Origin of the sequence: Corynebacterium drakensteinense (assembly GCF_041224285.1) — a bacterium.
Classification (GTDB): Bacteria; Actinomycetota; Actinomycetes; order Mycobacteriales; family Mycobacteriaceae; genus Corynebacterium.
Genome location: NZ_JAXOFP010000003.1, coordinates 62605 through 85994 on the forward strand (window position 1 = coordinate 62605; position 23390 = coordinate 85994).

Here is a 23390-nt window from a genome sequence, read left to right on the forward strand (position 1 = left end):
TCTAGTATCCCATCGTGCGTTGTCACTGCACCACCCAGGTGTCTTTCGATCCTCCACCACGCGAAGAATTCACGATCATCGATCCCGGTGGCGCGACGCGGGTAAGCAGATTCGGTTGCGTGTAGGCCGTGAGCCGCTCGCCGTCGTCACGCACGTGCACGAAGGCACGCAGATCCACGTGCTGGGGTTGGAAATCGGCACCGTTGAAGGTCGGGTGCGTCGACAAGCCCACGATTTCCTGGGCGATGAAGCGCTCCGGTTGCACCAGCAGCTCTTGGCGACGCTGTTCCAGCTCGACCTCGGTGGCGAAAGGCCCGATCAGCACGCCGGACCCGCCGTAGCCGTCGATCGGTTTGATGACGAGGGAATCCAGGTTGGCTAATACGTGCTCGTGCTGATCGCGTTCGGCACACAGGTAGGTCGGGATCTGGTTGAGCACTGGTTTTTCACCCAGGTAATACTCGATCATCTCTGGAACCAGCGAATAAATTGCCTTGTCATCGCCGGCGCCGTTACCCATCGCGTTGATGATCGCCAGGTTTCCGGCTTCCAGCGCGGACAACAGACCCTCGCGCAATTGCGTGCCATCACGTCCGGTAGAAGACAGCAAGAGTTCTTCGTCGATGCGCACATAGAGTACGTCGATGGCAGTCTCTTGGCCGTCAACGGTGGCATAAACGCGGTCATCGCGGATCTGCAGGTGGCGGGTGCGCAGCAGCGGAACACCCGCCATATTCGCCAGGCTGCGGTGTTCGAAGTAGGCGGATTCTTTGGAGCCACCGGTCAAAATCGCCATCGATGGTTCCGCATCGGCGATATGTGGTGGGGCTGCCGCGCGCATGGTCTCGCGCAGGGCGGCGCCGGCATCGTCGCCGGGCAACACGTCGTATTTCTGGTAAAGCTCGCGCAAGTGGCGGGTGGTCAGCGAACGAATCGCGGTGGAATAGGCAACGCCGGATGGTGCACGCAGGTTATCTTCCAGGATGACCCACTCGTTATCACCGGTGCAGACCAGATCCGAACCGCAGATATGTGCGCGCACGCGTTGCCAGGCGGGCGCGCGGCCATAGGAGCGGAAGCCCGGGGTGCGATCAAGCAGCGCCGGCGGTACTACCCCGTCGTGAATAATCTGCGCGTCGGTGTAGATATCGTGCAGGAAATAGTTCAGCGCCAGGGCGCGCTGTTCCATGCCCTTCGATAGCTCGTCGTATTCCGCGCGCGGCAACAGGCGCGGGGTGAGGTCCACCGGCAGTGGCTGGGTTTGCTCGGAATAGGACGGGCGGAACACGATGCCAGCGACTTTTTCGTCGTGCTCGATGGCAATGTGGCGCTCGCGCAGGGCAATAGAGCCCAAGCGTTTAATCTCGTCGACGATCTCCGTATACGTCTCGCGCACGGTGGATTCCGGGGTAATTGCCTCGTCGTAGGCTTGTGAACCCGTCGCCAAGTTCGCGAGATCGTAGCCGAAAAACGGCGCCTCGAAGCGGGTGTCGGCGCCCCCGCTAGCACGGTTTGACACCGGCAGGTGCTCGCCGGCGGTTTCGGCGATCAGCGAGTCGACGACGTCGGCAAGCCTGCCATGGCGCCGGTATGCCTGGCGCTGTCGGTACGACGACGAACCCAGGTGCAGCGCGCGCCCTGCGAGCTCGTCAATCAGCTCGTAATCACCGAGTTCTTCCAGCTGTGGGCGCAAACTGTTGACCAAGCGGCGAATCGCTTCGGCAGCAGGCAGGGTTTCCATGGTCTCCAGGTCAGCGAGATCCCCTTCCATGCCGAAGCGGGCGGCACGCCAACGCGCAGCTGCCGACAAGGTGATCGGGATTTCTGGTTCCGGGAAGCCGAGGCGGATGTCGTCGAGAATGCGCGCAACCAGCGCGCGGTACAGGCCCGCGATGAGCATGATGCGGTCGACCGAAGGGCAAGAATCGCAGATGCGCAGCTCCAAGGTCGGCTGGTTCGCGGCCGGGCGGACGTCGTAATAGATCATGCCCGGATCGGAGATCACGCGGGTGGAGATCATGTCTGCGATCAACTTGTCGTATTCACGCGCGGATTTCACCGGCGGGCACGGGCCGGTGGTCGGCCAGCGCGACCAGATCAGGGTGCGGTTGGAGGCATAGCCGGAGTCGCTGCCGTTTGACATAAACGGCGAGCTGGCAGAAAGAGCAAGGAAATATCCGAGATACGGAGCGACCCGACGGGCGACCTGGATGGCGGTTTCGCGGTGCGGGATATCGATGTGGATCTGGGTACCGCAGATCAGTTGTTCACGGGCCAGCAATTCATAGTCAGCCTGCATCTCATTAAACCGCGGGGTATCGGTGATTTGCAGGTCGCTCAGGTTCACCAGGGGCACGGTGCCGGCGGCGACCACGGCGAGATCATTGCGCTCACCTGCTTTATTCAGCACGGATCGGTGGTAGACGAGATCGTCGCTCAGACCCGACAGGTCCGCGAATACATCGCTGTTGACCTCGACCGACGAGGTTTGCAGCTCCGCGACATAGTGCTTGCTGTCGAGACCTTCCAGCACAGAGTCAGCGGCAGGCACAAGCGCACGCGTGGTGCGGTCGACGATTTGAAATTCTTCTTCCACTCCGAGCTTGAGGCGATCGCGCAGGGAAGCTGAGCTAGATGCTGGAGTTGTCATAAATCACAGCGTAGCGAGATCTACCCCACATTGCGATTGCGCGGAAGACACCTACCCCCAAAAAGGAGCAGGATACAGCACAGATTCGCGATACTGTATATCTGAAGCGAGTCAATAGCCTAGGCATGGCTAATTTATTAATGAGAGGGTAGGCTGTCCAAGTTGAAGACAGTTCGGTGGCAGGTCTCGACGGTCAAAAGCTCTCCGGCCTGCTGAAAACGAAGGAAGGTTCATGCAGGCACCTGCACTTTTTGCTCGCCGAACGCTGGGCATGCTGGCGATACTCGCCGCCATCGTGGCGATGATCTGCTTCAGCATCGCGCTCGGTGCTAACCCACTGCCCTGGGATGAAGTCTGGAATGGCCTGCTCGCCCGCGATAACTCCGAAGCCGCCATCATCGTCTGGACCCTGCGCATCCCCCGTACCGTCGTCGCCATCGTAACCGGGGCGGCCTTCGGCGTGGCGGGTGCTCTCATTCAGGCGTTAACACGCAACCCACTGGCCGATCCCGGCATCCTCGGAGTCAATGCCGGTGCCGGATTCGCAGTCACCTTAGGCGTCGGGTTTTTCGGGTTGACCAGCATCAGCGGGTATATTTGGTTCGCCTTCCTGGGGGCAGCGATCACCACCGTGGTGGTTTATTTCATCGGCTCTGGCGCATCGTTAGGCGCAAGCGGCAAGGCAAACCCCGCGACGTTGGTGCTAGCCGGTGTGGCTTTGGCAGCGGTGCTTTCTGGAATCACACAGTTTCTTACCCTGATCGACCCCGACACTTTCCAAGCCATCCGCAACTGGAGCTTGGGGTCTGTTGCCCGCGCTGACCTCGCTGATACCGCTCTCGTCGCACCATTCCTCGCGGCAGGATTGGTTCTCGCGCTGGCGATTTCGTCGTCACTGAATTCGATTGCGCTTGGCGACGACCTCGCTGCTTCACTCGGCACCAAAATCGTGCGTACCCGCGTGCTGGGCATCATCGCGGTCACGCTGCTGGCAGGTGGCGCCACCGCGCTGACGGGAGGGCTGGCCTTCGTCGGCCTGATGGTTCCGCACGTCGTGCGGTGGATAGTCGGCCCGGATCAGCGCTGGATCATCATTTATTCAGCGCTGGCAGCACCTGTGCTGGTGTTGGCTTCCGACGTCATCGGCCGCATCATCGCGCGTCCTGGAGAAATTGAAGTCGGCATTATCACTGCAGTAGTTGGCGCACCGGTGCTGATCATGCTGGTGCGCCGTCGGAAAGCGAGTGGACTATGAATACCCAGTCACACGATGCACAAGCACCTGCGCCGGTGGACCCTGGCTACCGCAGAATCGCCGTACGCACCAGGTGGGTCTCACTGCACTTCCCCACCCGCCTGCTGCTGACCGCACTGGGCTTGCTTGCCCTAGCTGTGATCGGGGCGATCGCGGCCATCACTCTCGGCGAATATCCACTGGATTTGGGCGAAGTAATCGCCGCCTTGTTCAGCGGCGGCGATGGTTTCGATACCACCATCGTGCGCGAATGGCGTTTACCCATCGCCGTGGCCGCCGTCGCCTTCGGTGCGCTACTTGGCATCGGCGGGGCAATTTTCCAATCGCTGACCCGCAACCCGCTCGGCTCGCCGGACATCATCGGTTTCGATGCCGGTGCGTATACCGCCGTCGTCATCACGATGCTGGTCATCGGCACGAGTAGTTTTTGGTCGATAGCCGCAGCCTCCATTATCGGTGGCATCGTCACCGCCTTGGTGGTCTACGTCTTGGCCTGGCGCAAAGGCGTGCAGGGGTTCCGGCTGATCATCGTCGGCATTGGTATCTCCGCCATGCTGACCTCGCTGAATTCTTACCTCATCACCCGCGCCGATGTGGAAGAAGGCATGCAAGTTGGTTTTTGGGCAGCCGGATCCATCACGAAAGTGACCTGGCAAGGCCTGCTGCCCACGCTGGTGCTCGGGGTAATCGTCATCATCGGGGCTGCAATACTCTCGCGCCCGCTCCGGCACTTAGAGCTTGGCGACGACGCCGCGACGACGCAAGGCTTCGAAGTCAACCGTGCGCGCCTGCTGCTGATCGTCGTGGGGGTTGCTACCACTGCGCTCGTGACAGCAGCTGCCGGGCCAATTTCGTTTATTGCGTTGGTCGCACCGCAAATCGCGCGCCGATTAATGCACACCGCTGGGGTTTCTCTCCTCGGCGCCGCCGCTATGGGCACGGTGTTGTTAACCGGGGCGCACGTATTGTCGTTGATTATTGCCACGTTCTACCGGCAAATTCCGGTCGGCTTGATCACCGTCGTCATCGGCGGCATATACATGTTGTGGCTACTGATACGCGAATCAAAGCGGCATTACGGCACCGGTTGACAGAGCAGGATCCACCTCGGCTTAGGATCCAGCTCGGCTCACACCTTGCTGTCCACCCACAAACCCACACGAACTCCCCCACAGATACTCCCCTACACCGAGAAGCGATAACGATGAACTCTACTGCTCCACGTCTCCGCGTCGTCAATGCCACCGTCGGTTATGACACCGCCACCATTTCCCGCGATATCAGCGTCGAGATCCCGGATAATTCCTTCACCGCGATCATCGGCCCGAATGGTTGTGGCAAATCCACCTTGCTGCGCGCATTTTCGCGGGTACTCACCCCATCGCAAGGTGAGGTGCTTCTTGATGGCAAAGCCATCGCAAGCTTGCCCGCTAAGCAGGTCGCGCGGCAGCTGGGGCTGTTGCCGCAGTCGTCTAGTTCGCCAGATGGCATTCGGGTGGCTGATTTGATTGCGCGGGGGCGCGCGCCCTACCAGAGCCTGTTTCACCAGTGGAGCAAGAAGGATGAGCAGGCTGTCGCCGAAGCACTGGCTGCGACTCGTTTGGAAGATATCTCCGGGAAATTGGTTGCTGAATTATCCGGTGGGCAGCGCCAGCGCGTGTGGATTGCGATGCTGTTGGCGCAGCAAACTCCGATCATGTTGCTGGACGAGCCAACTACGTTTCTGGATATTGCGCACCAGTACGAATTGATGGAGCTCATGCGCGATTTCCACGAAAAAGGAAAAACCATCGTCGCGGTATTGCACGATCTAAATCAGGCAGCACGGTATGCCGATCATTTGATCGTGATGAAAAAGGGCGAGATCGTGACCACCGGAGCTCCCGGTGAAGTATTGGACGCCGAATTGGTCGAAGACGTCTATGGTTTAGCGGCGATGGTGGTCCCCGACCCCGTGACGGGCACGCCATCCGTGTGCCCGTTGGACCCCCGAAAGCCCCGCTAGTCGGGGATTACTTAGAGGTATCGCTGAGTTTTTCGGTGAATTTTTCGATGGAATACGGGATGGTGCGAGGGTTTGGCAAGGACATTGCGGTACCCGTGAGGTCATCGAAGTAAAAGACGTTGCCGTTTTTCACGGCATCGATGTTTTGGAATGCCTCCAGGGACTTAATCTTGTCGGCTGCACCCTCCCAGTCCACGATGAACAGGTAGTCGACCTGGTTATATTCGCTGAAATTTTCAGCCGCGATGGTCCGGTAGAACTCGCCGTCGGTTTCTTGCAGCTCCTCCGGAATGACGAAGCCAAGGTCTTCGATGAACTGTCCGCGCCCATCACCAGAGGTGTACAGGCTCAGCTGGTTGTCAGATGGCAATGCAATGGCCGCAGTTTTGCCCTGCAGTTCTGGGTGGTCCTCCCGGAATTTCTCGAAGGCAGCATTCGTCTCGTCGATAAGCTTTTGGCCTTCGTCTTCTTTATCCAATGCCTTGGCGATGGTTTCTACTTGCTTTTCCCACGGGATCTGCCAATCGCTATCTTCTGCGGAGTGCAGCGTGGTCGGCGCAATGGTTTCGAATTTCTTCTTGGTTTCGTCGTCAATTGAGTGGTTGACCGCGAGGATCTTCGTGGGGTCAGTCGCTGCTATCGCCTCGATGTGCTGTTGATCGAAGCCGGCGGAAGTATCGCGGATCAGGGCAGGGTCAGCGTCGCCCAGTAGATCTTCCGACCAGGGTCCTACGCCCTCATTGAAGCCTGCCCACGGGGCAATCGCGACTGGCGTCTCGCCGAGAGCCAAGACCGTATCGGCATCACCCAAGCCGACTGCCGCAATGCGTTCTTCCGAGGTGGCCGCCATCTTTTCGGCGGAGCTATCTGCGCTGTCGGCAGAGTCTTGCGAGCTCGAGCATCCTGCAGCGAGCAATGCAAAGCCAGCCAGGCTCGCGGTTACTGCGGTTTTGATGTTAAACCGACGGAACATCCATTCACCTTTCGTCGTATTTCGCTAAAATCAGCTGAAGTCAACTCAGATAAGCCTATCATGATATGGATGCCCTAAGTTAAAAAGAAACCCCGCACGGGCGGACCGATGCGGGGTGTTCTGCCTGGTCGTTAAACGTTTAACAACCAAATGTCTCTAGCGAGTGTCGCCGTCGACAGGTATAAGTCTTGTCCGTAGGACTACTTAGCCTTCTCGACGATCTCTGCGAGACGGTAGTGCTTGTCTTTCGACAGCGGACGGGTCTCGACAATGCGGACGCGGTCGCCAATGCCGGCGATCTCGTCTTCGTCGTGAGCCTTAACCTTGCTGTTCGAGCGCATAATCTTGCCGTACAGCGCGTGCTGCTTACGGTCTTCGAGCTCAACGACAATGGTCTTTTGCATTTTGTCAGATACGACGTAGCCGATCCGAACCTTGCGGGCGCCCTTTTCCTTTTCTTTCTTCGGGGTAGGGCCCTTGGTGGAATCTGTCACAGTTGCCTCACTCATAGTTATGCCTCAGCTCCTGGAGTTTCGGTCATACCCAACTCACGTTCCCGAAGCACGGTGTACACGCGGGCAATGTCGCGCTTGACGACGCCGATGCGACGGTTGTTCGTCAGCTGACCGGTTGCCAGTTGGAAACGCAGGTTGAATAGTTCTTCCTTAGCGTCACTCAGACGCTGCTTGAGCTCTTTTTCGTCGAGCTCGCGGAACTCGGATGCAGGGGTACCGGTTGCCATTAGAGCTGGTCCTCCTTCTTGATGATGCGGACCTTGCATGGCAGCTTTTGGCTGGCACGACGCAGAGCCTCAATAGCGACTGCTTCGTTCGGGTACGACATTTCGAAAAGTACGCGGCCCGGCTTAACGTTGGCTACCCACTTTTCGACAGGTCCCTTACCGGAACCCATACGTACACCGAGTGGCTTTTGCGTCAGTGGACGGTCCGGGAAGATGTTGATCCACACTTTACCTCCACGCTTGACGTGGCGGTTGATGGCAATACGTGCGGACTCGATCTGGCGGTTGGTGACGTAGGCAGGCTCAAGGGCCTGGATTGCGTAGTCACCGAAGTTGATGCGGTTTCCGCCCTTCGAGACACCGCTACGGTTTGGGCGGTGCTGGCGACGGAATTTCACGCGCTTAGGAATAAGCATGCTTTAGTCCTTCTTCTGCTGAGCGCGCTGGCGGCGCTGGCCACCACGGCGAGGACGACGATCGCCCCGGCCACGACGCTCGGATGGTGCGTTCAGTTCGGATTCCCGTACGCCGCCGACGACGTCGCCCTTGTAGATCCACACTTTGATGCCGATGCGGCCAAAGGTGGTGTGGGCTTCGGCGGTGCCGTAGTCAATTTCTGCACGCAGGGTGTGCAGTGGGACGCGACCTTCGTGGTAACGCTCAACGCGGGACATGTCAGCACCAGCCAGACGGCCGGAGCACATGACCTTGATGCCCTTGACCTGTGGTTGACGCATTGCAGACTGGATTGCCTTGCGCATAGCGCGGCGGAATGCAACACGGTTGACCAACTGCTCAGCAATGGACTGAGCGACCAGGGTGGCGTTAGCGTCGACCTGCTTAACTTCCAGGATGTTCAGCGCGACCATTTTTCCGGTGAGCTTTTCCAGCTCGCGACGGATGCGGTCAGCTTCCGCACCACGACGACCGATGACGATGCCCGGACGAGCGGTGTGGATGTCTACGCGGACGCGGTCACGAGTACGCTCGATGACGACGTCGGCGATTCCTGCACGATCCAGTCCCTTGGACAGGAAGTTACGGATCTTGATGTCTTCGGCCACGTAGTCTGCGTAGTCTTTGTCAGCAAACCAGTGGGTATTCCAGTTAGCGGTAATACCCAAACGTAGGCCGTGTGGATGGATCTTGTTACCCATTTACTTGGCACCTTCTTCCTGGCTTTCGACTACCACAGTGATGTGGCTGGTGCGCTTACGGATCATGAACGCACGACCCTGAGCACGCGGTTGGAAACGACGCATGGTTGGACCCTCGTTGGCATAAGCCTCCGAGATAACCAAGGTGCTTGGGTTCAGACCGAAGTTGTTTTCAGCGTTGGCGGCAGCCGAGGCAACAACCTTGGCTACTGGCTTCGCTGCAGCCTGTGGGGCGTACTTCAGGATAGCTAGGGCTTCAGAAACTGACTTTCCGCGCACCAGGTCGATGACGCGACGTGCCTTCATTGGGGTTACACGCACGTACCGAGCAGTGGCGGATGCGCTGGTGATAACGTCACTCATCGCTTATCGCCTCTTCTTATCTTCTTTGACGTGACCCTTGAAGGTCTTGGTAGGAGCAAATTCGCCGAGTTTGTGGCCGACCATAGAGTCTTCCACGAATACGGGAACGTGCTTGCGGCCATCGTGCACCGCGAAGGTGTGCCCGATGAAGTCCGGCAGGATGGTGGAACGGCGGGACCAGGTTTTGATGACCTGCTTGGTGCCCTTTTCGTTCTGAGCGTCCACCTTGTTGAGGAGGTGCTCATCGACGAACGGGCCTTTCTTTAGGCTGCGTGGCATAGCGTGTTACCTCCTCTTAGCGTTTCTTGTTCGGGCGACGACGGCGCACGATCATGTTGTTGGAATAGCGGTTCGGGTTCCGGGTACGACCTTCCTTCTTGCCCCATGGGGACACTGGGTGGCGACCACCGGAAGACTTACCTTCACCACCACCGTGTGGGTGGTCGATCGGGTTCATGACAACACCACGGACGGTAGGACGAACGCCCTTCCAGCGCATACGTCCAGCCTTACCCCAGCGGATGTTCATCTGCTCAGCGTTACCAACGGCACCGACGGTAGCGCGACAACGGATGTCTACGCGACGGATTTCCGAGGAAGGCATACGCAGGATGGCGTATTTGCCTTCTTTACCCAACAGCTGAACCGAGGAGCCGGCGGAACGTGCCAGTTTGGCACCTGCGCCCGGCTTCAGCTCTACGGCGTGGATCGTGGTACCGGTTGGGATGTTACGCAGTGGAAGGTTGTTGCCAACCTTAATGTCTGCATCCGCGCCGGATTCCACAACGGTGTGCTGCTTCAGGCCCTTAGGGGCGATGATGTAGCGCTTTTCGCCGTCGGCGTAGTGCAGCAAAGCGATGTTTGCAGTGCGGTTTGGATCGTATTCGATGTGCGCAACTTTGGCTGGAATGCCATCTTTATCGTTGCGACGGAAATCGATCAGGCGGTAACGACGCTTGTGGCCGCCACCGATGTGCCGAGCGGTGATGTGTCCGTGTACGTTACGGCCACCGGTCTTGTGCAGTGGACGCAGTAGCGACTTTTCCGGGGTGGAACGGGTGATTTCCTGAAAGTCGGAAACGGAGCTCGCGCGGCGACCCGGAGTTGTCGGCTTGTATTTACGAATAGCCATAATTCTTCCTTACCTTCCGAAGTCTTAGGCGTTAGAGCCGAAGATATCGATGGAGTCGCTGCCCTCGCGAAGAGTTACATAGGCGCGCTTGGTGGCTTTCCGACGACCGAAACCGGTCCGGGTGCGCTTACGCTTTCCCTCGCGGTTCAGAGTGTTGACGGATGCAACCTTTACGCCGAAAATTTCTTCAACGGCATTTTTGATCTGGTTCTTGTTGGAGTCCTTGGCGACGTTGAACGCATAAGTGTTCTGTTCCATCAGGCCGTAGGACTTTTCGGAAACAATCGGAGCGATGATGATATCGCGTGGGTCTACGATTTTAGCCATGTTAGTTTTCCTCCCCTGCAGCGGCGACTTCTGCTCCGCGGTTAATGAAGGTATGCAGGGCTGCAGCTGAAAATACGACGTCGTCGGAGTTCAGCACGTCGTAGGTGTTGAGCTGGCCAGAGTCCAAGATGTGGACGTTTGGCAGGTTGTTGGCGCTACGCTGTGCGTTCAGATCCTCGCCGTTGATGACCAACAGGATCTTCTTGTTCGTCGAAACGCGCTCCAAGAACGCCTTAGCCTTCTTGGTGGAAGGCTCTTGACCAGGCACCAATTCGTCGATGACGTGAATGCGGCCGTTGCGAGCACGGTCCGACAGGGCGCCAAACAAAGCGGCCTTGATCATTTTCTTTGGGGTGCGCTGTGCGTAGTCGCGTGGAACTGGACCATGCACGATGCCACCACCGGTGTAGTGAGGAGCACGGATCGAGCCCTGACGAGCGCGACCGGTTCCCTTTTGACGGAATGGTTTTCGGCCACCACCACGGACTTCACCGCGGGTTTTCACCTTGTGGGTACCGGAACGGCCGGCAGCAAGCTGAGCGGTAACGACCTGGTGCATGGTGGCAACCGAGGTAGTCACGTCAAAAATTTCAGCTGGCAAGTCGACGGTGCCGTTGGTGGAGCCTTCAGCGGTCTGTACATCTAGCGTGAGGTTACTCATGCTTATGCACCACCCTTCACAGCAGTCTTAACGGTAACGACGCCCTTGTTGACACCCGGGATGGCACCCTTGATGAGCAACAAGTTGGATTCGGCGTCGATCTTCTGAATCTTCAGGTTTTGGGTGGTGACGCGGTCACGACCCATGCGGCCGGCCATGCGCTTGCCTTTGAAAACGCGACCTGGCGTAGCAGCACCACCAATGCCACCGACACGACGGTGTGCAGCCTGGTTACCGTGCGATGCACCTTGGCCAGCGAAGCCGTGGCGCTTCATGGCGCCGGCGTAGCCCTTACCTTTAGTGATGCCGGTGACGTCGACGAGGTTAACACCCTCGAAGATGTCGACGGTCACTTCTTGACCAACCTCGTATGCGGAGGTGTCATCCATACGGATTTCCGCTACGTGGCGGCGGGGGGTAACGCCAGCCTTCTTGAAGTGGCCAGCCTGTGGCTTTGCAGTTTTACGTGGGTCGATCTCGCCGAAGGCGATCTGGATGGCTGTGTAGCCGTCCTTTTCTTTGGTGCGGATCTGGGTAACCACGCAAGGACCAGCTTCGACGACGGTAACCGGAACAACCCGGTTGTTTTCGTCGAAGACCTGAGTCATGCCGAGCTTGGTGCCCAGAATGCCCTTGATCTCTTTTTCGCTCATTATTTGTTCTCCACTGACAGTTTTAGACAGTTGTACGTAGTTTTCGCTTCGCGATTACTGAATGTTGACATCAACGCTGGCCGGAAGATCGATGCGCATCAATGCGTCAACGGTCTTTGGCGTCGGGTCGAGAATGTCGATCAAGCGCTTGTGAGTGCGCATTTCGAAGTGTTCACGCGAATCGGTGTACTTGTGTGGAGAACCGATAACGGCATAGACGTTCTTTTCAGTCGGCAGTGGCACAGGCCCAACAACACGGGCTCCGGTGCGCGTGACGGTCTCGACAATCTTCTTTGCCGAGACGTCAATTGCCTCATGATCGTAGGCCTTGAGCCTAATGCGGATTTTTTGTCCCGCCACGATTATCCTCTTCCTCGCTTGCTTTCCTCGTGGTTTAGACGAAAGCTCGCTTTTCGATTTCTCTTCAACGTTGTCCGCCTCCAGGGCTAGCTGAATGCAAAGCAACGCCAGTATTCGGTCTTTTCTGACACGCACCGGGTCCGGCCAGACACGCAAATATCCTGCGTCTAGCCAAGACAGTCGCGGTGGAACCTGACTGTGTACTGCCGCTGTTTACTTGCTATGCCCCTTCTCCGGTACTACCGCTCGGGGTGCCCAGTCTTTAGCGACGAACCTAGCCCGATTGGCAGTCCTTCTGCGCATTTGTTGCGACCCCTGATGTTTTGAGAGTTTTTTAGGAGCCATGCACGACGAAGGTGTCATGATTGCTTAGCCACAGTGCATCTGGCTAGAACGGCTTTCGCCGTAGATCTAGGCGGACTACACCCTGTCTAAGCAACCTAGCCATTTAAACACGTCAAACGTTATTCTTCAACCCCAGCACCCTCAGTGAATGCATATCCAATTTCTAAGCCGACAGGGGTGATCTACACCACCACCCCCGCGCGCTTTGAATAGTTTTTCCGTAAGATGAAAACAGCCAAGCAAGGCGGTCCACACAATTCACTGGCCTGCCGCTTGGCAAAATCAGAACAACCCCGGGTGCGCTTGGGTTTCTCACCTTGCGCACCGCAACGGCTAACCAGCCACCGGGGTCTCATATTCTCACCATGAGACAGCAGAAAGGTAGGCGCCACAATGGCCGACCAAAAACAAAACCAGAACCAGTCTTCTGACAACACTCCTGCTCGTAAGGTCAACAGCAACCTGGAGACCGAGCACGGCACCACCACCATTGATGACGGTGTAGTCGGCAAGATCGCGGGCTTGGCTACCCGCGAGGTATCGGGTGTTGCTTCCCTGGGTTCCACTTCGCAGCGTGTCATGGGCTCCATCCGCCAGACCTTTGGCGCAGAAGACGTCAAGCAGGGCGTTTCCGTTGAGGTTGAAGAAGGTACCGCTTCCGTCGAGGTTGCGATCACCGCTGAGTATGGTGTCGCAATCCACGAACTGGCCGACGCAATCCGTCGTAACGTTATCTCCGCTGTCGAGCGCATGACCGGTCTGAACGTTTCCGGCGTGGACGTCAACGTGCATGACGTCAAGCTGCCTGGCGACGAGGAAGAAGAAGACGAAGACGAGCAGACCGCTATCTCGTCTGGCCAGGATCGCTAAACATGGCCGCGACTCAAGCACCCCAGCTTGAGGTGGCGGATGCGAAATCGATCGCATCCAACGTTAAAGATGTTCACGGGGTAGCCGGCCTGCATGCAGGCCGTTTCGGCGAAGTTGCCTTGCTCTACCCCGGTGAACGCATTTCTGGCCTACGCCGAGTACTTGGTGCAGGTGAACTACACATCGAAATTCACATCACCGTTGACTACGCAGCGGGTGTGAATCTGCATGACCTCGCATCTGATATTCGCGATGTTGCTCAGCAAGCTTGCTCCATCGAACTTGGCCGCGTGGACGTGATCTTTTCTGATGCCACCGATAGCTCCACATCTACCCAGCAGTAAGACTTTTGAGGACGGGTTTCATGAACAACATGAGTTACACATTGATTGGTGCACTGGTCGGCATTGGTATTTTGCTGCTGATCTATATCACCGGATGGTATTCCCTCTGGGCAATTCCGTTTGCACTGATTGGCGCCGCCATCGGCGCACACTTCGATGGCCGCATTGATCTGACGAACATCTTCTCTTCAGGCAAAGGTCAGGGCTAATGGAAAAGCAGGATAAACCTGCGGCCACCACGGAATCATTTGCGAGCACCGAACTGAGCCACAACGACGAACACGCAAGCTCGTCGCAGGCTGCAGGTACCACAAGTTATAAGACCCGGGTTGCGGAACACGTCGTCGAGCGCGCGATTTATCAGGTTCCGGGAACCACGGACATCGATGGGGGCTTGCTTTCCCGCAACTACCCTCGTTTCGATATCCGTCTGGATCAAGAAGGGCACAAGGCTTCCGTCGATGCAGTTATCGCGGTTGTTTGGCCCTCACCTGCCGTGCGGGTAGCTGCCGAGGTCCGCCAGGCTATAGCTGAAGCACTGGATACCTACATGGGTTATGAGGCCACCCGTGTCAACGTCACAATCGGCGAAGCTGTGCCATCGAAGCATCGCATCAGCCGCGACGACGTTGCAGCACGGCCGGCCTTTAGCCCACGACCAGTCAGCATTGGCGAGATCCAAGTAATTTCACCGCAGGTGGATTCTAAGACTGAAACCCTGCGCGCGATCGAAGTTGCTGATTCCGCGCCGTTGCGTGATATCGAAGTGGCGGAAGAAACTCCGCTACGAGAGATCACCACTACTCCGCGGGTCCAGGAACTCAGCGAGGTGAAATCGCGAAATCTTGCAGTTCAGCACAAGGTAGAAACGCCATGGCCAAAACCACTTGGCGTTATCTCTGTTGCGGAACCTCAAGAACCAGTTGCGGTCAAAGTTCCGGAACCGACACCACTACGTGAAGTTACGGTCAATGAATTGGCTGTGACACGCAAGGTACGGGCTCCGAAACCATTGAAACCATTCAAGCCGCAGACACCTCCACAGCAGAAGCTTAACCCGGCCGAGGCTCCAAAACAGCAGCCTCTGCGCCAGGTTGACGTTCCTGCACCCGTGGCGCTACGTGAGGTTACCGTCGGCGAGCTTCCAGACGTTCCCGTGGGTATTCCGCAGCAGCAACCACTGCGTGAGGTTGTGGTTCCCGAACCGCAAAGGCTTGTCGACGTCGATGCCCGCTCTTTCGAACCGAAGTCAGTAAGTCTTCCACCGGAGCGCAAATTGCGCGAGATCGCTGCACGCAAGCCACGGGTTCGCGATGTACAGGCACCAAAGCAGCGTAAGCTTCGTCCGGTCGACGTTCGGCGGAAGAAGCTTCGCAAGGTAGCTGCGCCGAAGTCTCGGGCATTGCGCGACGTCGAGATCGCTAGCCTGGGTCATCCGCGTAGCCCCGGTGTGCCAAAACAGCGCAAGCTGCGCAAGGTTCGCACGCCGATGAAACAGCAATTACGCAAGCCGTATGCGCCGATGGACCACCCATTCCGCTCAGTGACGGTCCCACAACCGCAGCCGTTACGCGAGATTTACCGGAAGGATCCGCGTGAGGTGCTCCGAGAGATAAGAGGTGGTTCACGTGGCTAAGAATCAAGAATTTCATGGCCAAGAGCCGAAGGCTTCGCCGATCGCACGAACACTGGCTGTCATTCTGGGCGTGCTGTTGTTAGCGCTTGCCGGTGTGGTCACTCGCGAGATCTTTGTGGTTCTTCCAAACCAAGATCAGCAAAGTTGGATTACGCCAATCACTGAATTCTTCGGTCAGGATGAGCTTCCGGAGTGGATCGTATGGGCTGGGGTCGGGGCGATCGCAGTAGGCGTGTTGTTGCTCATTGGGGCTTTTAAGCCGCGTGCACGTACACACCGTGCGATTAAGAGTGATGCACCGGTATGGATGCGACCTGTCGATATCGCTCGCATCAGCTCGGCTACCGCACAACAACTTCCGGGCGCGCGCTCGGCTCATTCCAAACTGGCGGGCAAAAAACTGAAAGTTGTTGTCGAAGGTGATGCCAATGATTCTTCACTGGCAGAACGCGTAGAACAGGCCCTGACGACGAAGTTGTCGTATTTGCACGAGCAACCGAGGATCGAAGTTCACGTCGAAAGTGAGAGCTCCCAGGAGGGCGTATCATGAGCAAACTAACCGCTTTTATCGACCGCTTCATCTTCTTCTTGCTCGCTATTGGGCTCATCATATTCGGCCTGTGGCCTGTGCTTGTGTACTTCGATGTGCAGTTTGCGAAGGATCTAGCATTATGGCGCGATCCACAGGCTTGGCAACAGTTACCTGAGCAGGATTGGTACGAGTACCTTCTGTGGGGCGTGCTCATTGGTTCGGTAATTATTGGCTTGTGGCTGATTATCATTAACCTGCGACGACGCACTTTTTCCCGCGTTGACTCGAGCGCGTCTGATTCTGCCGGTAATATCACCATGCATATCGGCCACCTGGCGCAAGCTGTCACGGCCCAGCTGGAAACAGACAGCGACATCACCTCTGCGAAGCACAAAGTTTCGATTGATCGTAAGCGTCCGACGATCGAGTTCACAATCCACGCGCGCCCTGAGGTCGACCTGAATAAGCTCAATGACATGGTCGAGTCCAGCGAGGCTGATCTGCGCGACGCGATTGAGGATGTCGATATCGACACCGTGTATCGTCTCCACCTGAATAAGGTCGAGCCGGCAGTTTAGGGGATCATTTTCCCATTAAAGCTCGATCGGGCAATTTTCCACGATCTGCCAACTGGACTTTGAGGTCAACAGTCGACTGGTAGCTGGTCACCCACCGCGTGTTTGGATCTAATCCGGACACGCGGTTTTTCTATTCAAGCATCTGCATGGCCGAAAGACAGTCACACGGTGCCGTGCGAGAGGAAAGCTAAGAAGTCCGGCCACAGTACCGACTGCAACCGGTACGCTGTAGGTCATGTCTCTCGACGGGGTTCACAACACAGACGTTATTGTGCTGACAGCCGGTGCCACGGAATATACCGATGCATTGGTCTCTTTCGCATGGATTATGGCAGCAGCTTTGGTCGCACCACTGGTAGCTTATGTCTTTCGCAACCGGATACCGGCAGTTGCCCTCTTGCTGGTTTTTGGCATGATAATCGGGCCATCGGTGCTAGATCTAGCCGCGGAAGAAGAAGGCATCGGGATGCTCAAGGAACTGGGCGTCGGTGCGCTATTTTTGCTCGCTGGCTTCGAAATTAATTTACAGTCGTTGCGATCCAAACAAGCAAAAAATGCGTTAGCCACCTGGTCCATGTGTGCCGTCGCCTGTGGCGTTGGCGCATATTTTCTCGTCGGCACCATCCCAGCGGCAATAGTCGTCGCGCTTGCTTTAACTTCGACTGCTTTGGGCACTTTGACGCCAATGCTGAAGCAACACAAAGTCACCGGGACCAAGGTGGGCAACTCCGTATTAATCCACGGTGCTATTGGCGAAATCGCACCAATTAGCGCTATGGCACTGCTACTAGGTACGCACGGAACCTGGACGACATTGCTCGTCATGGTGGCGTTCATTGGCATTGCGGTCTTGGTCGCAATCGCTCCGTCGGCAATTGTGCGCGCGGTGCCAGGAATTGGGCGCGCATTCGTATCTGGAGCAGGCTCCACGAATCAGACTATTCTGCGCTTAATCGTTTTGATCTTAGCTACATTAATGGCGGTAGCAGCTGTCTTTGAGCTGGATATCGTGTTAGGGGCGTTCGCCGCGGGAATCATTCTCAACCGCATCATCCCTGACGAATTTCATGAGCCTCTCGAGCATCGTCTAGACGTAGTCTTCTATTCGATGCTGATCCCAGTATTCTTCGTCGTGTCCGGAATGGCGATTAATTGGGATACCATCGCAAACAACCCTGGAAAAGTTTTAGGTATTCCGGCCTTGATTCTTTTCACTCGCGGGCTACCAGTATTCCTTCGCGAAAATGCCGACGATACCGGTTCGGAAATCAAATCGTTCCGGGAACGTCTGCAAGTTGGCTTCTATTCGGCGACGGGTCTGCCAATCATCGTTGCAGTTACGACGTTGGCGGTGGATTCGGAACTTATGCGGCAAGAAACCGCCTCGATTTTTGTTGCGGGCGGGGCTCTTACCGTCGCAATTTTCCCGATTCTCGCGAATCTAGTTGGAGAAAAGCGAAACTACACAGCAAGAACCGTCGAACATAAATCAGCCAATGAATCTGCAAACGGCTCCAACTAGATCCGATTGACAGCTTTTAATAAGGTGGGACGTCACCTGTCATAACGACCTTGCCCTGAGCTTCATCCCATCGGAACCAGGCATTCGTTCTACCCTGTGGGTTCGCATTCCCTTCGCCTTCGCGAGGCCAAGTAAACGTCACAGCTATCTCATAGTCGTCCACGCGACTAATGCGCGGGTACCCATATGGCTCATATGTCGCTGTGCCCAAAAACTTGCCGTGATTGAACAACATGATGTGATAAGGTGACGCCACCGTCGCTCGTTCTAAGGTGATCAACTGCCAAGACAAGCTGGCGCACCGGTCGTAACCATCTTCCACTACGCTCCAATTGTTACCGCGATAAGGTTCTATGTAGGAAAGGCCTATCTCTGACGCAGTTACCGCGTCATTCGGCCCGCAATGCTCGCCAGCCGACGCTTGCGCTTCTAATGTCTTCTGCTCGGCTTGTTGTTCCGGCTCATCCTCGCTGCCTTTCGCCTCAGGATCATCGCGTTCTTGTTCTTCAGCTTTGGCATCATCGGCTTCTGACTGAGGCGCCGATGATACCTTTTTGTCATTATCGACGGACTCTGCGACGTTATCAGCGTTACTACTGTCCTGGTGTGCAGAGATCGCGGCCCAAGAAATGCCACCGGCGACTAATGCAACGGCTAAAACGACCGCAGCGATAATAACGGGGGTCCCTTTCGTTCTCGGGGCGACACCCGCCGCAGGCGGATTAAAAGCAGATGCAGGGTCCGCACTAGTTGGATAGTCAGAAGACGACGCGTTGAATTGTGCTGCGTACTGCGTCGGAAACTCTTGAGCTACAGGACGGTTACCAGCTGAGACCGGCGGGAAAGTAGTCGTTTCTGGATACGCTTGTTCAGTTTCACGGGGTACAGCACTGTCTTTACGGTAACTTTCCCATCCAGTGGTGGCTTCTTCCTGCTTTTCCCAACCGTAGCCCTCCGTATGAGAGTGATCTGGCTCTTGTGTTTCGTGGGCCCCAGTATCCGACTGCCCTTGTTTCGAAGAGTCATTAGCATTGTCTGCAACGCCTTGCCCCCACGCATTACGTCCCTGCTCAGCAGAACCTGGACCGTGAGACCGGTCCATACCCGCACCAGCTACCTCCGAGTTTGATTCACCCCAATCGTACTGACGTGATGATCGACCCCAGGAATTACTATCAGCCACCGGGTGGACTCCTTAGCTATATCAACAGAAAAACAATAAGCGCACGGTGCTACCTACTATAGGCTATCGACGCATCAACCAATGACAACCTGGGGACGCTTCCCCGCCCCCCTTTGAAATAAAACCACGCGTTGAAATGGGACCACGCGAAACATACACGGATGCTCATCCCCAAATCCGTGCGCGCGTAGTGCGGTTGGCGGGTATCAAACACTGCAAAAACGAAAAAAGCCACCGCCGAAAAAACGGTGGTGGCTTTCAGAGCGGCTGACAACACGCTAATTGTCGTCAGCGACGCTCGAGATCCTGAATTAGTCGAGGATCTTGTTGACGACGCCGGCGCCAACGGTACGGGAGCCTTCGCGGATAGCGAAGCGCAGGCCCTCGTCCATAGCGACTGGCTGGATCAGTTCAACGGACATGTCGACGTTGTCGCCAGGCATGACCATCTCGGTGCCCTCAGGCAGGGAAACAACACCGGTAACGTCGGTGGTGCGGAAGTAGAACTGAGGACGGTAGTTGTCGAAGAACGGGGTGTGGCGGCCGCCCTCGTCCTTGGACAGGACGTAAACGGAGCCTTCGAACTTCTTGTGGGTGGAGTATGCACCTGGTGCAACGATGACCTGGCCACGCTCGACGTCTTCGCGCTTGGTACCACGAAGCAGCAGACCAGCGTTGTCGCCGGCTTCGGTGTAGTCCAGCATCTTGCGGAACATTTCGATACCGGTGATGGTGGTCTTCTGGGTCTTTTCCTTGATGCCGATGATCTCGACTTCTTCGTTGACCTTCAGGGAACCACGCTCAACACGGCCGGTAACAACGGTACCGCGGCCGGTGATGGTGAAGATGTCCTCGATAGGCATCAGGAATGGCTTGTCGGTAGCGCGGTCCGGATCTGGGATCGACTCGTCGCAAGCGTCCATCAAGTCAACGATAGCGTTAACCCACTTCTCTTCGCCTTCGAGGGCGCCGACAGCGGAGATGTGGACGATTGGAGCTTCTTCGTCGAATTCCTGGTCAGCCAGCAGTTCGCGGATTTCCATCTCGACGAGCTCGAGGATTTCCTCGTCGTCAACCATGTCGCACTTGTTCAATGCAACCAGGATGTATGGAACGCCAACCTGGCGAGCCAGCAGAACGTGCTCACGAGTCTGTGGCATTGGGCCGTCGGTAGCTGCAACAACCAAGATAGCGCCGTCCATCTGAGCGGCACCGGTGATCATGTTCTTGATGTAGTCAGCGTGACCTGGGGCGTCCACGTGCGCGTAGTGGCGCTTAGGAGTGGAGTACTCCACGTGGGAGATGTTGATGGTAATACCGCGCTCCTTCTCCTCAGGAGCCTTGTCGATCATGTCGAACGCGAATGCCTGGTTTTCATCAGGGTACTTGTCCGACAGAACCTTGGTGATAGCTGCGGTAGTGGTGGTCTTGCCGTGGTCGACGTGTCCGATAGTGCCGATGTTCACATGCGGCTTCGTACGCTCGAACTTCTCCTTTGCCACTGTATGTCCTCCTGGACTTTATCGGTGGCTACGACCTTCGCAGCCACGTGGTTTGTTTATTTTGCCTACTAATTCGCCTGCGGACTCGCCGCAGGCTTGCGGCAGGCAACGTCTGACAGGTGTGCCCGTTACCTGATCCTAGAATTATGGCACAGATATATCAAACCGTTCATACATATCAACGGCTTTATCTCACCATATCACCTAGATCAGTTGTCTTCGGGTAACGGCCGGCTCAACCCACCCACATGCAGCAACGCTTGTGGAGTTATCCCAGTGGGAAAATGGCTTTGGGCTCAGCACGACCGCAACCCAGGCGGTCAGCTTGGCTTTGTGGGCACAGTAGCTCGTGCGGGTGTTTAACCAGCACACGAGCTACCGCCAACTGTACGCCTTAAAGTCGCAGACTAGCGTCTTTCGACTTGCAACGGCTTAGTTCGACGAACCGCCGGTGCGCGCTGCGATAACTTCTTCAGCTACCGACTGTGGAACTTCACCGTAGGAGTCGAAGACCATGGTGTAGTTCGCACGGCCCTGGGTACGCGAACGCAGGTCGCCAACGTATCCGAACATGGAAGACAGTGGTACGCGTGCTTTAACAACCTTAGCGCCGGAACGGTCATCCATGGATTCAACCTGGCCACGACGAGCATTGATGTCACCGATGACGTCACCCATGAACTCTTCTGGGGTAACAACTTCAACGGCCATCAACGGCTCAAGCAAAACTGGTTTTGCCTTGGCGACGGCTTCTTTCAGCACCTGCGAACCGGCTAACTTGAAGGCCATTTCGGAGGAGTCGACGTCGTGGTACGCACCGTCTTCAAGAGTGGCCTTGATGTTCACCAACGGGTAACCAGCAAGGTAACCGTACTGCATAGCGTCCTGGATGCCGGCGTCGACGGATGGAATGTATTCGCGTGGAATACGGCCACCGGTAACGGCATTTTCGAACTTGTACAGTGGGCTCTCGCCCTCTTCCAATTCGTTCTCATCTGGCGCATATGGCTCGATGGAGACAATAACCTTTGCGAACTGACCAGAACCACCGGTCTGCTTCTTGTGGGTGTAGTCCAGAGAAGCAACGGATTTGCGGATGGTCTCGCGGTAGGCAACCTGTGGGTTACCGATGTTTGCCTCAACCTTGAATTCGCGCTTCATACGGTCAACCAGAACGTCCAAGTGCAGCTCGCCCATACCGCCGATGACGGTCTGTCCGGACTCTTCGTCCAGCTTCACGGTGAACGTTGGGTCTTCGTCGGCAAGACGCTGGATAGCGGTCGACAGTTTCTCCTGGTCGGCCTTGGTCTTTGGCTCGATGGCAACCTGGATAACTGGATCTGGGAAATCCATGGATTCCAGGATGATCGGCTCATCCTTGGAACAAATGGTGTCACCGGTAGTGATGTCTTTCAGGCCGATGATCGCGTAGATGTTACCGGCTACTGCCTCGTCAACAGGGTTTTCCTTGTTGGCGTGCATCTGGAAGATCTTACCAATGCGCTGCTTCTTGCCCTTGGTCGAGTTCAGGACTTCGTTGCCGGGCTCGACGCGACCGGAGTAGACACGGACGAAGGTCAGCTGACCGAAGAATGGGTGTGCGGCGATCTTGAAAGCCAAACCAGAGAAAGGCTCGTCAGCCGATGGCTTACGACGCATCTCAACTTCTTCGTTGCCCATTTCGTGGCCAATAACTTCGCCAACGTCCATTGGGTTAGGCAGGAAGTCGATGACGGCATCCAACAGTGGCTGGACACCCTTGTTGCGGTACGCGGTACCACAGTAAACAGGGTAGATCTCGGAGTTAACAACCAGCTTGCGGATCTGCGCCTTCAGCTCGTCGATCGAGATGTCTTCACCACCGAAGTATTTCTCCATGAGTTCTTCGTCGGTCTCAGCTACGGCTTCAACCAGCTTCTCACGGTATTCTTCGGCCTTTTCCTGCATGTCTTCTGGGATGTCGACAAGCTGTGGTTCAGCACCGACCTCAACCTTGCCCGGCCACAGGTATGCCTTCATTTGCAGCAGGTCGACGACACCGTCGAAGTCATCCTCGAAGCCGATTGGCAGCTGCATAACGAGTGGCTTAGCGCCCAAACGGTCGACAATGGTCTGCACGGTGTAGTAGAAATCTGCACCCAGCTTATCCATCTTGTTAACGAAGCAGATACGTGGAACGTCGTACTTCGCAGCCTGGCGCCACACCTGCTCTGACTGCGGCTCTACGCCTTCCTTGCCGTCGAACACGGCAACTGCGCCGTCCAGAACACGCAGGGAACGCTCGACCTCAACGGTGAAGTCAACGTGGCCCGGCGTGTCAATGATGTTGACCTGGTTGCCTTCCCAGAAACAGGTCACGGCTGCGGAAGTAATGGTGATTCCGCGCTCTTTTTCCTGCTCCATCCAGTCGGTGGTCGAACCACCATCGTGGGTTTCACCAACCTTGCGGTTAATACCGGTGTAGTACAAAATACGCTCGGTGGTGGTGGTTTTACCAGCATCGATGTGGGCCATGATGCCGATGTTGCGAACCTTTTTTAGATCCTTAAGCACTTCTTGTGCCACAGTTTTACCCCATCAAAATAGTCGTTGCTGTATTT

At 56.5% G+C, this 23390-nt stretch carries 26 protein-coding genes; 10 read left to right on the forward strand and 16 right to left on the reverse strand.

All coding sequences use genetic code 11. From position 1 onward, the window contains the following. Nucleotides 1-22: 22 nt before the first annotated feature. The gene (locus U1140_RS02865; RefSeq protein ID WP_369845968.1) at nt 23-2650 is read right to left on the reverse strand and encodes a glutamate--cysteine ligase; all 2628 of its coding nucleotides are present in this window, start codon (nt 2648-2650) and stop codon (nt 23-25) included. Between the two features lie 232 nt (nt 2651-2882). Between U1140_RS02865 and U1140_RS02870 the strand changes: the two genes are divergently transcribed. From U1140_RS02870 to U1140_RS02880, 3 genes are all read left to right on the forward strand, one after another. Beyond that, nucleotides 2883-3905, forward strand: coding sequence for a FecCD family ABC transporter permease (locus U1140_RS02870; protein ID WP_369845969.1), 1023 nt, complete (start codon nt 2883-2885; stop codon nt 3903-3905). Next, nucleotides 3902-4996 (forward strand): FecCD family ABC transporter permease, encoded by a 1095-nt coding sequence (locus U1140_RS02875; RefSeq protein WP_369845970.1) that lies wholly within the window; start codon nt 3902-3904, stop codon nt 4994-4996. The genes U1140_RS02870 and U1140_RS02875 overlap by 4 nt, the downstream gene beginning before the upstream one ends. A 113-nt stretch (nt 4997-5109) precedes the next feature. Then, nucleotides 5110-5910, forward strand: coding sequence for an ABC transporter ATP-binding protein (locus tag U1140_RS02880; protein ID WP_369845971.1), 801 nt, complete (start codon nt 5110-5112; stop codon nt 5908-5910). Nucleotides 5911-5917: 7 nt separating this feature from the next. Here the strand turns inward: U1140_RS02880 and U1140_RS02885 are convergent, their stop codons facing one another. The 12 genes from U1140_RS02885 to rpsJ form a co-directional block, all read right to left on the reverse strand. Then, complete coding sequence (locus U1140_RS02885; protein ID WP_369845972.1) at nt 5918-6883, reverse strand: iron-siderophore ABC transporter substrate-binding protein; 966 nt, start codon at nt 6881-6883, stop codon at nt 5918-5920. Nucleotides 6884-7083: 200 nt separating this feature from the next. Next, the gene (gene rpsQ, locus U1140_RS02890; protein WP_021353223.1) at nt 7084-7392 is read right to left on the reverse strand and encodes a 30S ribosomal protein S17; all 309 of its coding nucleotides are present in this window, start codon (nt 7390-7392) and stop codon (nt 7084-7086) included. Between the two features lie 2 nt (nt 7393-7394). Next, nucleotides 7395-7625: a 50S ribosomal protein L29 gene (rpmC, locus tag U1140_RS02895; RefSeq protein WP_021353222.1), complete on the reverse strand. Its 231-nt coding sequence runs from the start codon at nt 7623-7625 to the stop codon at nt 7395-7397. Continuing rightward, nucleotides 7625-8041, reverse strand: coding sequence for a 50S ribosomal protein L16 (gene rplP / locus U1140_RS02900; RefSeq protein ID WP_064834701.1), 417 nt, complete (start codon nt 8039-8041; stop codon nt 7625-7627). Before rplP ends, rpmC begins: the two co-directional genes overlap by 1 nt. Nucleotides 8042-8044: 3 nt before the next feature. Next, the gene (gene rpsC, locus U1140_RS02905; protein WP_306516019.1) at nt 8045-8782 is read right to left on the reverse strand and encodes a 30S ribosomal protein S3; all 738 of its coding nucleotides are present in this window, start codon (nt 8780-8782) and stop codon (nt 8045-8047) included. Continuing rightward, on the reverse strand, nt 8783-9145 hold the full coding sequence (rplV, locus tag U1140_RS02910) for a 50S ribosomal protein L22 (protein WP_306516020.1): 363 nt from the start codon (nt 9143-9145) through the stop codon (nt 8783-8785). It abuts the gene before it with no gap. Nucleotides 9146-9148: 3 nt separating this feature from the next. Then, a complete protein-coding gene (gene rpsS / locus U1140_RS02915; protein ID WP_018121303.1) occupies nt 9149-9424 on the reverse strand; it encodes a 30S ribosomal protein S19 in 276 nt (91 codons plus the stop codon). 16 nt (nt 9425-9440) lie between these two features. Next, nucleotides 9441-10277 (reverse strand): 50S ribosomal protein L2, encoded by an 837-nt coding sequence (gene rplB, locus U1140_RS02920; RefSeq protein ID WP_369845973.1) that lies wholly within the window; start codon nt 10275-10277, stop codon nt 9441-9443. Between the two features lie 24 nt (nt 10278-10301). Next, nucleotides 10302-10604 (reverse strand): 50S ribosomal protein L23, encoded by a 303-nt coding sequence (gene rplW, locus U1140_RS02925; protein ID WP_369845974.1) that lies wholly within the window; start codon nt 10602-10604, stop codon nt 10302-10304. 1 nt (nt 10605) lies between these two features. Next, nucleotides 10606-11265 carry a 50S ribosomal protein L4 gene (rplD, locus tag U1140_RS02930; protein WP_369845975.1) on the reverse strand — a complete coding sequence of 220 codons (660 nt, stop codon included), beginning with the start codon at nt 11263-11265 and terminating at the stop codon, nt 10606-10608. A gap of 2 nt (nt 11266-11267) precedes the next feature. Continuing rightward, a complete protein-coding gene (gene rplC / locus U1140_RS02935; protein WP_306516025.1) occupies nt 11268-11918 on the reverse strand; it encodes a 50S ribosomal protein L3 in 651 nt (216 codons plus the stop codon). A 54-nt stretch (nt 11919-11972) separates the two neighbouring features. Next, entirely contained in the window at nt 11973-12278 is a 306-nt protein-coding gene (rpsJ, locus tag U1140_RS02940) for a 30S ribosomal protein S10 (protein ID WP_018121308.1), read from the reverse strand. Between the two features lie 738 nt (nt 12279-13016). Between rpsJ and U1140_RS02945 the strand changes: the two genes are divergently transcribed. The 7 genes from U1140_RS02945 (at nt 13017) to U1140_RS02975 (ending at nt 18105) form a co-directional block, all read left to right on the forward strand. Then, nucleotides 13017-13493: an Asp23/Gls24 family envelope stress response protein gene (locus tag U1140_RS02945; RefSeq protein ID WP_369845976.1), complete on the forward strand. Its 477-nt coding sequence runs from the start codon at nt 13017-13019 to the stop codon at nt 13491-13493. Between the two features lie 2 nt (nt 13494-13495). After that, nucleotides 13496-13837 (forward strand): Asp23/Gls24 family envelope stress response protein, encoded by a 342-nt coding sequence (locus U1140_RS02950; RefSeq protein WP_369845977.1) that lies wholly within the window; start codon nt 13496-13498, stop codon nt 13835-13837. A 20-nt stretch (nt 13838-13857) separates the two neighbouring features. After that, nucleotides 13858-14046, forward strand: coding sequence for a hypothetical protein (locus U1140_RS02955; RefSeq protein WP_306516028.1), 189 nt, complete (start codon nt 13858-13860; stop codon nt 14044-14046). Further along, nucleotides 14046-15473: an Asp23/Gls24 family envelope stress response protein gene (locus U1140_RS02960; RefSeq protein ID WP_369845978.1), complete on the forward strand. Its 1428-nt coding sequence runs from the start codon at nt 14046-14048 to the stop codon at nt 15471-15473. The genes U1140_RS02955 and U1140_RS02960 overlap by 1 nt, the downstream gene beginning before the upstream one ends. Continuing rightward, entirely contained in the window at nt 15466-16023 is a 558-nt protein-coding gene (locus U1140_RS02965) for a DUF6286 domain-containing protein (protein WP_369845979.1), read from the forward strand. Before U1140_RS02960 ends, U1140_RS02965 begins: the two co-directional genes overlap by 8 nt. Then, the gene (gene amaP, locus U1140_RS02970; RefSeq protein ID WP_369845980.1) at nt 16020-16583 is read left to right on the forward strand and encodes an alkaline shock response membrane anchor protein AmaP; all 564 of its coding nucleotides are present in this window, start codon (nt 16020-16022) and stop codon (nt 16581-16583) included. The genes U1140_RS02965 and amaP overlap by 4 nt, the downstream gene beginning before the upstream one ends. 235 nt (nt 16584-16818) lie before the next feature. Further along, nucleotides 16819-18105: a cation:proton antiporter gene (locus tag U1140_RS02975; RefSeq protein ID WP_369845981.1), complete on the forward strand. Its 1287-nt coding sequence runs from the start codon at nt 16819-16821 to the stop codon at nt 18103-18105. 16 nt (nt 18106-18121) lie between these two features. On the opposite strand, the gene U1140_RS02980 is transcribed toward U1140_RS02975, so the two are convergent. From U1140_RS02980 to fusA, 3 genes are all read right to left on the reverse strand, one after another. Next, the gene (locus U1140_RS02980; protein WP_369845982.1) at nt 18122-19288 is read right to left on the reverse strand and encodes an LppP/LprE family lipoprotein; all 1167 of its coding nucleotides are present in this window, start codon (nt 19286-19288) and stop codon (nt 18122-18124) included. Between the two features lie 311 nt (nt 19289-19599). After that, entirely contained in the window at nt 19600-20790 is a 1191-nt protein-coding gene (gene tuf / locus U1140_RS02985; protein ID WP_369845983.1) for an elongation factor Tu, read from the reverse strand. A 432-nt stretch (nt 20791-21222) separates the two neighbouring features. Continuing rightward, nucleotides 21223-23355 (reverse strand): elongation factor G, encoded by a 2133-nt coding sequence (gene fusA / locus U1140_RS02990; RefSeq protein WP_369845984.1) that lies wholly within the window; start codon nt 23353-23355, stop codon nt 21223-21225. Between the last annotated feature and the right edge of the window lie 35 nt (nt 23356-23390).